The sequence below is a fragment of the Nostoc sp. DedQUE07 genome, from assembly GCF_034530975.2.
Classification (GTDB): Bacteria; Cyanobacteriota; Cyanobacteriia; order Cyanobacteriales; family Nostocaceae; genus Nostoc.
In genome coordinates this window covers 31,245-45,997 of sequence record NZ_JAVRCC020000005.1, presented here as the reverse complement: position 1 = coordinate 45,997, position 14,753 = coordinate 31,245, and the positions used below count along the sequence as shown (strand labels likewise).

Annotated in this window: 8 protein-coding genes; 2 read left to right on the top strand and 6 right to left on the bottom strand. The window is 38.7% G+C overall.

What is annotated here, in order from left to right; translation table 11 throughout:
* Window positions 1-177 precede the first annotated feature (177 nt).
* Window positions 178-741 carry a hypothetical protein gene (locus RMZ95_RS05665; protein WP_322685792.1) on the bottom strand — a complete coding sequence of 188 codons (564 nt, stop codon included), beginning with the start codon at window positions 739-741 and terminating at the stop codon, window positions 178-180.
* 177 nt (window positions 742-918) lie between these two features.
* A complete protein-coding gene (locus tag RMZ95_RS05660; protein WP_322685791.1) occupies window positions 919-3,447 on the bottom strand; it encodes a hypothetical protein in 2,529 nt (842 codons plus the stop codon).
* An 830-nt stretch (window positions 3,448-4,277) separates the two neighbouring features.
* Here RMZ95_RS05660 and thrC point away from each other — a divergent pair.
* Window positions 4,278-5,588: a threonine synthase gene (gene thrC, locus RMZ95_RS05655; RefSeq protein ID WP_322685790.1), complete on the top strand. Its 1,311-nt coding sequence runs from the start codon at window positions 4,278-4,280 to the stop codon at window positions 5,586-5,588.
* An 89-nt stretch (window positions 5,589-5,677) separates the two neighbouring features.
* Window positions 5,678-5,953: a ubiquitin-like small modifier protein 1 gene (locus RMZ95_RS05650; protein ID WP_322672862.1), complete on the top strand. Its 276-nt coding sequence runs from the start codon at window positions 5,678-5,680 to the stop codon at window positions 5,951-5,953.
* A gap of 219 nt (window positions 5,954-6,172) precedes the next feature.
* Here the strand turns inward: RMZ95_RS05650 and RMZ95_RS05645 are convergent, their stop codons facing one another.
* The 4 genes from RMZ95_RS05645 to RMZ95_RS05630 form a co-directional block, all read right to left on the bottom strand.
* Complete coding sequence (locus tag RMZ95_RS05645; protein WP_322685789.1) at window positions 6,173-9,205, bottom strand: S8 family serine peptidase; 3,033 nt, start codon at window positions 9,203-9,205, stop codon at window positions 6,173-6,175.
* Window positions 9,206-9,354: 149 nt separating this feature from the next.
* Window positions 9,355-9,759 carry a response regulator gene (locus tag RMZ95_RS05640; RefSeq protein ID WP_322685788.1) on the bottom strand — a complete coding sequence of 135 codons (405 nt, stop codon included), beginning with the start codon at window positions 9,757-9,759 and terminating at the stop codon, window positions 9,355-9,357.
* Window positions 9,743-12,028 (bottom strand): GAF domain-containing sensor histidine kinase, encoded by a 2,286-nt coding sequence (locus tag RMZ95_RS05635; protein ID WP_322685787.1) that lies wholly within the window; start codon window positions 12,026-12,028, stop codon window positions 9,743-9,745. Before RMZ95_RS05635 ends, RMZ95_RS05640 begins: the two co-directional genes overlap by 17 nt.
* 945 nt (window positions 12,029-12,973) lie before the next feature.
* Window positions 12,974-14,641: an iron uptake porin gene (locus tag RMZ95_RS05630; RefSeq protein ID WP_322685798.1), complete on the bottom strand. Its 1,668-nt coding sequence runs from the start codon at window positions 14,639-14,641 to the stop codon at window positions 12,974-12,976.
* Window positions 14,642-14,753: the final 112 nt, after the last annotated feature.

Here is a 14,753-nt window from a genome sequence, read left to right as displayed (position 1 = left end):
TGAGGACGGTTCACTTACCACATCTCCTCTGAAATGTCAAGCTTGTTGTTAATAAAAGCACTTATTTATTCGGGGAAATCCAATTAAGCTAAAACCCTTTAAAAATCTCGTTTCCAGTGGAATCTGAAAATATTCTTGATTGCAGTTCTTTTTCGAGTCAGCAAGGCGGCGTGTTAATCAGCGCACTTGGGTTTGATAAGTTGCCTTGACTGTTGTCTTCGCTGCAAGTGACGGAATCTGCAAACGGATATGAGTGTAAGCAATGGCTGGGGCTGGTTTTGTTTCCACTTTGCCGCCAGGAAGAGTAACTTTAACCGTAGGATTTTCAACAAAGCTACGCCCACCATCAATGCTGTAAATAACTTTGGCATTTTTGGCGACATTGGTAGAATTCAGCACGTAGACCATTCCTTTAGGAATAGGTTGATTAAAAATCAAATTTTTCACTGGGCGATCGCTCTTATTTTCGCCACTCAAGGTATATCGCAATACATCTCCTGGTCGCACCACAACTTGACCTTTCAAAGGTTCCCATTTCTGGCTTTGCTTACCCTGTTGATCTTGTGCCACCACTTGCTTTTCTGCTTCTAAACGCAATTGAATTTGCCCTTGAGTTTTTATATTCTGAGCAACAGCACTTTCTGAATGCCATACATTTGCGATTCCCGGAATTTGTCCAAAAAATGGAACTGTAGTAATGAGAGCGAATGCTCCTAAACCTGCAAGAGAAACACGCTTCATATAAATAACCTCAAAAAACTTCCAGAATGTGAATTGTTGACTTATCTTTCCCAGCTTTTGCTAAGAAAAAGTCACTCTCCTATTTGCTTGCTGTTTGGGGTTGGGGATAAGGTCAAATGGTTCGCAGACTCTTCTGTACCAGAGTCTGCAAACTTCAAAGTCCCCAATCCCAACGAATTAGTTCACCTTGCGTTGGAAGGTAAATGTTCTTTGAATACCCGGTGCGATCGTGCCAGTGACAGTATCTATGTACTTAGCAACATCAGTGTTTGCCGTAGTTCCAGTCTGGTCAATACCAGAGTTAGTAGCTGGATTACCACTGAAAAATTGAATGGTTGCAGTCCCGGAATCCTTAGCTGAACCAACAATGTTGCTAGTATCAATTTGACCGCTGGCATCGTTGTCTAATGCCCAGTTATTCGGGAGTTTCGTACCATCTTCAGTAATTACAACTTTGTTAGCATTCAAAATCACATTCCCAGTTCCAGATTGAGGATCGGAAATATTTGTGTACTGAATTTGATACTCAATAATGTTTCCTGGTGCAGGCTTCTTCGGATCGATACTGAATGTGCCATCATTCCCCTGAACTACAGGCCCAGTTCCTTGTAAAACTCGTGACTGTTTCAGCAGTTTTAGGAAGCCAGTGTACACGCGATCGATAGTAATGTTAGATGAATCAAAGGTATTATCGTTGCCAGTATCCTTAATTCCATCACCGTTGGTGTCCGTCGTATAATTGTCAATCGAAGCAGTGATGGGTACTGGGAAGCCTCTATTAATATCAGTAGATAACTGCGTACCTGGAGGTAAATCAACTTCTACACCATAGTTGACACTTGCACCAGGAGCAACGTTGGGGATTGTAATTGCTGTACCAGCAGTTAATGCAAACGCTCCATTATTGTAGGTATAGACAGCAGACTGACTACCGTAGGTAATAGTCACCTTTGTATTATTCGGTAAATCTCCTGGAATTGCTGGTGGCGTTGGCTCTATCTTCAAAACACCTGAGTCAGTACCACTGTTCTTAACTGTATTGGTGAAGCCAACTGATTGTGGATCGAGTGTACTACCAGGTGCTGTACCAGCAGGAACGAGAGAAGATTTGTTAGTGAAGTCATCGTTAGTTAAACCTGATGGCCCAGTAGCATCTGGGGCATTTTGCGGCCCGTTGAGTAACGCTGAAGCAACAGGTGCTTGCACCGTGAAAACGTTCGCCTCACCACCTGTACCAGTACCAGTGTTGTTATTACCTGCGTCAGTTCCAGTTTCTGGAGATGCTGGAGTATTAATATAGCCATCATCAACGTTGCCGGGTGGTAGAGTATCGGGAATACCATCACCATTGCTATCAGTACCCAGAGGAGGAGTCATACTGCCTGGGGAACCGTTGTAGTTGCTGGGGTTTTGGTCGCCAGATTCGTCGTATACTGGGAAATTGCTACTGGGTGTTTGACCAAACAATTGAGCGATATTAGCGACGGTTAAGGGTGAAGATGCAGTTGATTCAACAGCTAGCTGAATCGAGAAGCCATTTACCGTTGTACCAGGAGCGATGGAAGTAATAGTCGCTGGATTATTGATAAAACCAACGCGAGTGACTGAGGCCAAAGAGGCTGGTGCTGTCGTAGTCCAACTAGCTGTATTAGCATTAGTTGTAACTGGATTAGTGGTGTAGACAGTTTGCCAACCAGGAGGTGCAGTTGGTGCTACTGCTAAATCTGTACCCGCAGGAATTGCATCAGAAACCAAGATATAAGTACCAGCAGCACCATTAACATTGATGCTTGTACCCGTCAAAGCTGAGGGTGTAATTCCCTGTCCTGTGGGATCGTTGGACTCAACTCGCAAACTCAAATCGTAGGTCAATTTATCATCTGTAATCGCAGTTGTGCCAGCATTGTTATAACCACTGCGAATCTTCAGAATGGTGGCTAAAGCATAAGTCTTCACCGTTAAACCAACCTTAATTTGCTCGGTGGCGCTAGCTTCCCGTGTACCATTAACTGGAGTGCCAGATACCTCACCAGTACTACCATCGGGGTTATCTACGGTGAATACGTCACCACCATCAGGACTCCGCAGTTGGTTTTGGGCATCACCAGGAGTATTACCAAGAGTAACGGTAATGACATCATTGGTTTGAGCGCCAGCTTGTACAGTTACTGGCACACGTACTAACACAGTACCGTTAACCGGAATAGAAGGTGTGTCTACGCCACCTTGAGGAACGTTTATCCAAGTTTGACCACCATCAGTGCTATATTGCAGGCTATTAACTGTACCACCATTTGGTAATGTACCCGAAACTGTACCCGGCCCAGTTGTTGTCGCTTGGTTGGGAATGTGGAATTTGGTGGGGTCATTACCTACGTTGGTCAAGGTGTAGGTGTAGATTAGTAAGTCGCCAACTGCAACATTACCGCCATTGTTATCTGTAACTCCAGACCCTGTAACGGTGATTCCAGCAACCTCTGCTACAGTGACAACGACAGTGTTAGAAGTGGCATTTATAGTTGTCCCTGGACTGTTAGGATCTTCGTAGGTTGCTGTTGCAGTGTTACTGATAGATGTACCCGCAGTCGTTCCGTCAGCTAATACGGGTGCGAGAAATTGGAAAAGGCTACCAGTTAATAATGCTGTTGCTACTAAAAATTGGTAAAATTTGCGCTGCTTATTTACGGATTGATTTCGATTTACCATATAAGTAGTTTGTTTGCTGAACTTGTATCTCGGATTTTGAAACAGGATAAAGTTCGGCAATTCCCTTTAAGGAATTACCGATTATGGCTGCCCAAAACGTTAAAGTTTTGGGAATGCATATTTAAGGAGTTAAATTATTGACACTCCTGGGAAATTATATTGAGACAATAACCAGAAATAACTTGTCTAGTGGTTTTACGCTTACCCTTGAGAATCAAAGCTGGCAATCGCAAATATGTGTAATTTATTACTATATTTTGCTTGGTTAGAGATGTAAATAGCAATGTAGCTTTTAAAGCAAAAAAAATCTTCCGTATAAATAAGTAACTTCTTGAGCTATGAGTGAGTGCATCAAAGCTGAAAAACTAACTTTATTTTGGCAACACACATAGCAATTTTAGTAGCCTGATTCAGATGCTAAAAACACTAAAACTTATATACAAAAGTGTTTTTAGGTCTTTGTTATCAGAAATATATACTGCCCTGGAGAGTCATTTAGATAAAAAAAAATTGAAAATTAACTAAGCGTTCTAGATCGCTTAAATAGGATAGCAATTTTAATAAATGCAATTTTATCACAAAAAAATGCAATTTTATCATAGTGTTTTTCAGTGTTAATGCTGGATAATGAAAGCCATTTTATTTTTTCATAACATTAACAATGTACGTGCAAATACTATAAATTGAGATTACTAGTATTAAAGTTTTACAAGAATCATTCCTATCAATACCAGACATATCCGATATTTTTAGTCGGGTATGTTTGACTGGTATTTTTGCTCGTGTTAATATCAGGCGACAAGTGACAGACAAACAGGGAAAGCTAGTTTATGACTCAGGCAATCAAAACCCAAACCCAAACCCAAACCAGCACTGCCTACTTTCAAGCCTTGAAGTGTAAGGAATGTGGTGCAGAATATGAACTCAAAGCCAGTAATGTTTGTGAGTTATGTTTTGGCCCTTTAGAAGTTAAATATGACTACAACGCCCTACGTCTGACTGTCACTCGTGAAACAATTCAAGCTGGGCCTAATTCAATTTGGCGCTACCGCCCCTTTTTGCCTGTCGCAACTGACAATGTTATAGATGTGGGAACTGGTATGACTCCCCTAGTTCGTTCTCACCGTCTTGCCCGTCGCCTGGGTCTAAATAAGCTTTATATAAAAAATGATGCCGTGAATATGCCCACCCTGAGCTTTAAGGATCGGGTGGTGTCAGTCGCTCTATCCAGAGCGCGGGAGTTAGGTTTCACTACTGTTTCTTGCGCTAGCACAGGTAATTTAGCAAATTCTACAGCTGCGATCGCAGCTCATGCCGGTTTAGACTGCTGTGTGTTCATCCCCGCAGATTTAGAAGCCGGTAAAATTCTCGGTAGCTTGATCTACAGTCCCACCCTCATGGCCGTCAAAGGCAACTACGATCAAGTCAATCGTCTCTGTTCGGAAGTTGCTAATACACACGGTTGGGGTTTTGTTAATATTAATCTGCGTCCTTACTACTCTGAAGGTTCCAAAACGCTAGGCTTTGAAGTTGCAGAACAACTAGGCTGGGAACTACCCGATCATGTTGTTGCTCCTTTAGCATCTGGTTCACTCTTTACAAAAATTTATAAAGGGTTCCAAGAATTTGTCGAAGTAGGTTTAGTAGAAAATAAGAGTGTTCGTTTCAGTGGTGCTCAAGCTGAAGGTTGTTCGCCCATCGCCCAAGCCTTCAAAGAAGGACGTGACTTTATTAAACCAGTTAAACCGAATACAATTGCGAAATCGCTAGCAATAGGCAATCCAGCAGACGGTATTTATGCTGTGGAGCTAGCTCAGAAAACTGGTGGTAACATTGAATCAGTCAATGATGCCGAAATTATTGATGGCATCAAGTTGCTGGCAGAAACCGAAGGCATCTTCACAGAAACGGCTGGTGGTACAACCGTGGACGTGCTGAAAAAACTGGTAGAAGCTGGCAAAATCGATCCAGATGAAACTACCGTGGTTTACATCACAGGCAATGGTTTGAAAACCCAAGAAGCAGTCCAAGGCTACGTTGGTGAACCCTTGACTATTGATGCGAAACTCGATAGTTTTGAACGTGCGTTAGAGCGATCGCGTACTCTCGATCGCTTGGAATGGCAACAAGTTCTCGTTTAGTTAGGAGTTATGAGTTATGAGTTTTTTATTCATGACTACCTAACTCTTAAATTATACTCCTCACTTTTAACTCTTCACTTTGTACTTCTATGGCTGTAACAGTTTTAGTTCCTACAACTCTTCAGAATTTGACTAATAATCAAGCTAGTTTAGAATCCAACGGTAGCACCATTGCTGAATTGTTGGACTCCTTAGAACAAAGCTTTCCTGGTATTAAATCTCGGTTGTGCGATGAAGAAGGCAAACTACGTCGGTTTGTAAATTTTTACGTTGATAGCGAAGATATTCGCCATTTAGATGGTATTAACACAGCCTTGAAAGATGGTGATGAAGTCAGTATTGTTCCTGCTGTTGCTGGTGGTTAATCCTGAAAACATCTACTTTGATTTAGCAAATGAATACATTTAGGCTTGCCGCTAATGGCAGGCTTATTTTTATTGGTTTCAAATTCAGTATATCGAAAACTTTTGTAAATGACTTTAACAGTAACTATAAAAGAATTCCTGGGAATTATTTAGCTTTTGACTGACCTACTCTAAAACTCAAAATAAGAGGAGTCTGTACAGAGATTGTTTAAATTCACATTAGATTCTCAACAATCCTCCACCAGAGATCACCAAAGCATAATCTTGTTGCTCCTGTTGAACCTCAGCAATAACCTCAATTCTCCACTCACCAATCTCAGGAGTTTCAACAATAATCCCTTCTACGTTATTAACTGTATCTGGTATGCCCTCACCTTCAAAATCATTACCAAGGAGATATTTGCTGGTAGGACGGTAGAGAATTAAGTTTAGATTATTGATTAAATCTTCTCCTGGGTAGTCAGTGTAAACAAGAGTTACTTTTAAGGGAACCTGACTATCAGAAATTTGTAGCTTATACTCAGCTTTCTCACCTGTTTTTAGACCATTCGCTTCATCAATAAAAAGTACTTGCGTCGGTTCTGCTGGATTTAAAACTTGTTGTAGCTTGATCCTTCCCCACCCTTGCTCATTATCAGCGAAAGGTTGAGACGATGGATGGGCAAAGCGGTAGTTAATATAAGTTGCAGAATGAATTAGTGCAGCTTTGATTAGAGCAGCGCTTGGATTAATAATAGACGGCTGATGCCTCTCTCGCAAATATTGCCTCACCAATGCTGCACATCCAGCGACCATAGGAGTTGCCATTGAGGTTCCTCCCATGTACATGTAATGCTCTTTAGCAGAAGGATAAGCTCCCCAAGCAAAATTATTGCTGGCAATCTGAGAGGATCGAGTTGAGAGGATAAATGTACCAGGAGCAATTACATCAGGGTGTCGGCGACCATTTTGACATGGGCCACGGCTACTAAAAGCTGCAATATCGTCTATTGAATCAACCATGCCATCAGAGTTGAAGGGAGGATGAGGAAAGTCCTTTGGCCACCAATTGCCATAAGCATCAGAAAATTGTCCATTACGATTATTTTCAGATGCTCCAACAGTCAAACAATTTTTAGCTGTTCCTGGAGAACTCACACTTCCTTGTTCTATTGCTGGTGTACCTGAAGAACGATGTTTGCCATCATTTCCAGCAGCTACCAGCACCAAAAAATTTTTGTGTTCCCAAACAAATAAATCCAGATCGTTACATTGGTAATCATAGCCTCCTGGTTCGCCCCCACCCCATGAATTTGAATGGATTCTTGCACCTTTATCATAAGCGTCCTCAAATAGTTGTTTGAGGTCGTCAGGAATACCGAATAGCCCTGACCTAGGGGGATTCTGATGATGGGAATTCAGATATGAAAGTTGATATTCAAGATTCCACTCGGGTGTTTGCTCAATTGCTTGGAAAATCAATTGAGCTTCTGTAGCCATACCAGCAGGAATAGAAGAAATCCCTAAGTTTCTTGCTTGCTCTCCGTTTCCTAAGGCAGTCCCAGCTACGTGAGTTCCATGTCCTGAATATGTATCAGATGCTCCGTCGTCAGCTCCAGGATTGAGAATACGGGAATTTAGAGATGATGGTATTGGGTAACTCTTAATCCAATTAACTCTTTCACGAAAGTCAAGATGAAGTGTTTCAGATTCTCCTGTATCTAATCCTGTATCGGCAATAGCAATTATCTCTCCTTTTCCGGTCAAACCAAGCGTTGGCCTAGGATTAGAGGGTATAATACCTTTGGCAATTACATGACAAGCTTCTTCGTTGAACAATTTTGGGATGACTTTTTCTTCTAAGGATTTTAATCCTATTTGATTAGCAATGATTTTCAGGGAATCTATTGCATTATTATCTGAACTAAGATCGAGTACCAGCTTAGTTGTTCCAGGTTGATCGGCAACGCGAATTCCTTGAGACTCTAGATTTTGAGCAGCAAGATCGCGATCTTCTTGAATAAAAAAATTGGCAATTAAGATACCTGGAAGAGGAGTGCCTCGATTTTGAGAACTAGGACGGTTTTGGGCTGCTTTTAATCTAGCTGTTGCGATCGCCTCTTTTGTAGCTGATTGACCTAGATTTTGAAGATATTGGGGTTGAACACGAATTTTCGGGACATAGGGTGTGACTTGAGAAACTTCCTCAAAGCTCCTGATGTGGTTAATAATATCTTCACTGGGAACAGACACGACAATTTCTAGTCGGCTTAAAGGCTGCAAAATCTTTGCACCTATCTCTTCTATTTTTTGCTTCCAGCTTTCGAGGACTGGATTCTTAAACCGCACTACTTGATCTCTCATATTGGAATATCCGGGGCTAGGGTTAGATCCTTCAGAAAACTTCAATCGCTCTACAGGAAAGAACGGCTTGATATTATTAATCGCCACCATCGAAGCTGAAATAATTGTGAATGCTGGATAGCTCTTAACAATTCGGACGTTTTGAAAACGTTCTAGCTCATTTTTAGAGCATAAAACTCGGTATTTTCCCTCCTTCCCCCAAAGTCTTTCTTCAATTCTTTGGCGAGCATACTTAAGTAAGTGCTGAATTTGGGGAGAATTATAGGGTAAATTTCCTTTTAATTTCTGTAGTTTATCTAACTCTACTTCTCCTCCCTGTTCAGCTGTCCACATAATAGCAGCCTGAAATTCCTGCTCATCAGTAGGGGTTATGAGAAGTGTTAATCTCCAGATTCTTTCACCCTTATTGCGTAAATCATGCAACTCACCAATGAGTTTTTCATTATTGCTGAAGTCAATCTTATTACTTAATTTTTCAAATGATTGGATATTCGATTCTACTAATGTCCCAATTCTATATATCAAATCTTTTTGTTCGCCGTCAGGAGGAAGTTGTCCAAGATCCTTTATTTTTTCAACCATTTCTTCAAGAACGCTGATATTTTTTTTGAAAGGCTCAAAATCACTGACAAGATCCTTTATTTTTTCAACTGTTTCTTCAATATCGCTAATATTTTCTTCAATATCGCTGATATTTTTTTCCAAAGGCTCAAAATCACTGAGTTGAGGGCTAATACCTTTGCTTAATTCTCCAATTGATTCAATTTTTTTAACTGGCTCCAACTCAACTTGTTTAATTAAACTTTTATTTCCACTTGCTTCAAGATCCGATTGAATTTTCTGAAGCTGATTTTTTGATTCTCTTTTAAAATTGCTGACACCTTCAATAAACATACTCAGAGTTCCCATTTTTTAATTTTCCTTTTCAACTTAATTTTTACTAACTGATAATGTTATACTTATAGGACTTACGTACTTCTGACGAAAAACCAAGCGTTGACGATTACTTTGCATCGTTCGTAATGACGTAAATTTATCGTCCGTGTGTCAGTCCTTATTTATTCAATATTTAGTATCTTTCTGACTTCTTTTTCAAGCTCAAAAGGGAGAAAATTATCTTTTTGAAAAAACAAAACATTGCTACCTCTACTGATTTTCTCTGCTAACTTTTCGTCAGAGACATTAGTAAATATTATGATTGGCAGAGAAGGATTTTGTTCTCTTATATTGTGATAGAAGGCAATCCCTGTTCTTAAACCATAATCTGTCTGAGTCTCATCAAAACTCTTTCCCGTTGGCATCATAATGTCTAAGATAAGAAGTTTGATTTGTGTCCGGTTCTCGGCGAAAAATTCTAAAGCAGAGTCTACATCGGACTTAAATTCAACCTTGTGTCCAGACAAAACTAAATCCTGAACATAACTATCCATTCTTCTTTTTTCATCATCAATGAAAAGAATCATTTGGAGCCTCCTTAAATGTTTTTGGTAGAATCAAATGAAACTCAGTTGGTTTAGAGTTATTGACTAACCTTAAACTTCCTCCTAATTGCTGGATAATTGCTATAGAAATGCTTAATCCTAATCCTGATCCTCCTACTTTCTTAATTGCGTCCAAAGAGCGAAATCCTTCTTCAAATATCTTATCTGCATCCTCTTCCGCAACTCCAATTCCCCAATCTTTGAATTTAATCATAAGGTTTTCTTTATACTCACTTGCTTCTAATAATATTTTGAATTGCTCTGGATCTTTTTCAGCATATTTAATTGCATTTATCAAGAGATTATAAATTACTTGATTTAGCATCACCTTATCTGTGAATATTGCCATTCTCGCAGCTTCACCAAATTCATATCTTACACCCTTTACATGTAAACCATACTCATTTAAAATAGGTTTAAGCTGGTTAACTGTTTTAACAACAATATCTCGAAAAACAATAACTGATTCAAATTTAGGCTTTTCGGAGTAACTCCTACCCAAAAAGTATTCAATTTGTCTAATTTGATAAAGAAGTAAATCACAATCAGTTAGTATATCTTCAAATTTTATTGCAATAGTACTAGGAGCTAAATTTATATCACTGAAGCGTCTCTGAAGAAAGCTAGCATGGCTTCTTATACCTACAACTGGAGATTTTAGCTCATGGGTAATTCTGTCAATCAGCCCTGATTTTCTACGTTCAATAGCATGAACTGCATGTTCAACAAACCCCTTCAGTATTTGAACGTCTTGCTCATAAATATACTGTCTATATTCTCTTTTGTAACCAGCTTCAACAGTCCCTATAACTAAGTTATTTAAAGGCTCAATCATTGGAATGAAGACTCTGATAAGATCCTTATGTCCAAACTTCTTAAATATTTCTTGATCTAGTCCTGGATCATCGTTATCAGGTACTTTAATTTGTTTATTTCGTATAATATTGGCTTGAATATCGTTACTATCTAGATTATGTAATGCCATTTTTTGAAAATCTTCTTTTTGATCTTTTGGAAGCCCAAATATAGAATGAGATATAATACTAGTTCGATCGGAATTAATTAGAGAAATATTAACCCAAGTGAATTCAAGAATTTCAGTAATACCTTTGACGACAATTTTTATAATTTCATCAAAATTTTGAGCTTTAGTAATTTCCCTTTCAATTTCTCGAATAGTTACCAATTTATTATAAAAATCAATTCTTTCAAGGCGTAAAGCTGTATGTCGTGCTAATAATAAGAGACGCTCTTGATATATCTCAGGAAAATTATTAACTTTTGAACTTTCAATGTTTAGTATGCCAATCCACTTAGAACCTGCTTTGACGTCTAAATTTTCTCTAATTGGCACTTTATCTATTAATATAGGAACAGATATCTGAGATCGTGTATCTGGCCAATGTCGATGATAAGTTTTTGACCATTCATCACTCAGAACATCATTAGCTATAATTGGTTTTCCTTCGATGAGTGCTTTGCTAGCAATACCTGTGCCAAATTCAATCTCTGAAGTATTATTTTCCTCTACTGACTCCAGTTTGCCATTCTGATGGTTTAAACGACCAATCCATATTCGTGGCTTCGAGCCTACCAGCTTCAATGCTCCTTTTCTTAATAGGCTCCAAACTTGATCAGTTTCAGAAGTCGCTGTCATCTCAAGCATAATAGCTGTCAGATTCTGAAGTTTTTCCCTATCGTCAAAAATTTCCTTTTTGTCTTCGATAAATTCTTTTTTTTGAATACATAAAGAAGCAAAATTTGCCAGTATCTTAAATAAATCTTTTTCCTGCTTATTGAACTGTCGAGTGTCTTTTGTAAATACATCAATAATCCCAACAATTCTTGTTTCAATCTTTAATGGAATAGTTAGAAAAGAGATCCACTGTCTTTTGTTGAGTTCATCAATATCAGCCAACCTAAAAGTTGCTTCATTTACATTGAGCAAAGACAAGACTTTATCTCTATTAAAAATATACTGTACTCCTGGATGTCCCAAATCCATCTCAATTCTCTTGTACTTATCATCCACTTCTCCATAAGTAGCAATCACTTTAAACTTTGGCTTATTCTGTTCTTTGTTCCAGATAATGCATATCGGAACAGACAAAAGATCACAAACTTTCTCAGGAAGGACTTGAATCAATTCATCAGCAGAGGCTGAAATTAAGCTTTGTGACAAATCATTTAAAGCTCTCAGTGTTTTGCTATAAAAATTATTAGAATACTTCTTATCTTTGATGCTTGTCATTACCTTTTTTCCATTAGGAATTTATTTTTAGAGTGCATTCAAGTTTTTATGCATAAAATCAACAACCCGAAAATCATTCTTGAACAAAGATAAGACGTATGTATTACGGTTTATGTACCTATTCTACCTAATAAAATTTATACTAAAGAGCTTAAACATATTATCGAAAAATCAAGTTTGTAGGCACATTTACTCAAAAAATTAGGCATTTTTAGAATAGTGGCATAGGTTTATATAACTATAATGGAATGTAGGTACTTTACAACCAAGTAAGCCCAATTAGCGCTGCTTGCTCTACAAATAACATTGCAGCTACACCCTCATCAGTAACCTCAACCATCTAACTATTTATTATGCGAAAACTTTTCGTATATTAAACTCAGCTATCCAAACAGAAAAATGTTTACAGGCATTTTAAGGCATTTTAATCATAAATATCAATATTTTTCGGGATTTTGACTAGATTCAAGGCTATGTTTTCTTTCATAATCAACGCCATCCAAGGGCAGAGTAAGTGCCGAAATAGATGCATTTTTAACGGATTAGTCAACCAAAAAGTTGCTGCTTCTACTCACTATCAGGCTTTAAATACAATTCTTTTTCTCTACAAAGAGGTAATAAAACAAGATTTAAATTTAAAGATTGATATAGTAAATGTCAAAAAATATAAGTTTTTACTAAAATTTATTACAAAAAAATAAGTTTTAGTAATACCTGACGAACTCTCCCGCTTATTGCGACTCTTTAGGCGATCGCTTAACCCTATTTTGTCACTCTAGCAGAGGAAAAGTAGAAATCAGGGTGAGTCAGGAAAATAAAAATTGAACTGGTGAGGTTATAAATAATAGATTGAAGTTTAGAAAAACTCAAGGACAATTGTGGAATAGGAAATAACTGTTAATACCATGATAAGCCGCAGAGGCTTCTTATTATGTGAAACTAAAACTAAAAACTAAAAGTACTCCGTAGAATGCCGATAGTAACTGAGTCACTATCTGGTGTGTTACCAGGCTGGATAAGATGAATGATTCCTGGTGTAATGCTAATATTATCTGTTAATTGAAAACGATAAAATGCCTCAATTTGAGTAGTTGTGCCTGGTTGTCCACCTGCTCGTCCTAAACCTGTATTGATAAAATCAGGGACATTATTTCCTACAGGTAAGTCACTACTAGTGATTTTAGGAGGTTGACCGACATAAATTCCTCCTAAATTTCCTTTCTTCAATAAATCAGGGAAATTCAGAAACACCATATAATTTGTCGTTTCTACACTTCCTGATTGCCCAGGAATATAAGATTTAGTATAACCACCCCACGCGCCTGCACTAATACGGGGAGAAATTTGCCAAGTGAGAGTCGCACCCACAGCGTTAGTTTGTAGCGGTGCTGATTTTCCAGTAGTGGTATTAACTGTAGTTAAGCATTCATCACCAACAAAGGTTAGCAAACAACCATCTGAAGCGTAATTATTAATGTAATATAAACTTAAATCTAGAGTATCGGTTGGTGTCAGCAGTAATTGCACACCTGTAGTGGTGGTTCCATCAAATAAACCGCTACCTTTACCAGGATTTCCTGGTTGATAACTAGTATAAATTGCCTGCAAACTAGCGCGTTTAGCAAATTGCCAATCAATAGCTATACCACCGTGACCATATCCCATATTTAAAATTGGGTTTCTTTGGGCAAAATAAGATAATGGCCCTGTTGCAGCACTTTCTACCCGATTGGGGCCTCGGAAAGCAGCTGGCATACTTACGCCCTCTGTTCCTACCATTACTGCTAATTTATTTGTCACCAGCCAATGAAAATTGAGGTCACTTACAATCAAATTCTCTGTAGGAAATTCGTAGCCAAGTAAAACATCATTCCGAGAAACACTATTGGTAAATCTAGGCCCACTAGTACCGTTACCATCTAAAAGACCTGTAAACAAGTAACTGCTAGGAGTGATTTGACTAGTTAAATACAGTTGCGCCAAGGATATAACATCAATATTTGTCCCTCTATCATCTGTATCTTTTTGTCCATCTCTAGGATTAACATCACCACGATTATTAGTCCGTCCTTGAATGCCAACTATGAGTAGTCCACTGAGTTTAGTTGTTGTTGAGAATTGGTTGGCTTCGATTTCAGCAGTTTTGGCTTCTAAATTATCGACACGACCCCGCAAAGTTGCTAATTCAGGAGCAAATTCTGACTGTAATTTTTGTAATATTGCTAAATCTTCGCGAGTGACTAAATCGCTGGTGGCTGTAGTGATTAATTCGTTAACTCTATCTAAACAAGCGTTTACACCCGCAGCAAATTCATACCTAGTTAAGGCGCGATTACCGCGATAGCTGCTATCTGGATAGCCGGCTATACAACCATAACGTTCTACTAAAGACTGCAAGGCTTGGAATGCCCAATCGTTGGGTTGTACGTCCTTGAGTTGAGATACCGATGTAACTTGGGACATCGGTTCTTCTGGAGAGAGGGAGGGGGATGAGGAAATAATATTATCGCCCTTAACTCCTACATCCTGAGTAGTTTCTGGATTGATGTACTCTTGTGCTAATGCTTTTTGTGCAACTCCATTTACTCCCGCAATTAGTAACGATGCGAGCATCCAGGTTTTGCGATAACTGCGGCTAATAAGTCTACCTTTCAATTTTTTACACTCTGCTCACATACTTAAGTGAAGAGTGTATTCGCGATTATCTAGGGTTCACATGGGGACA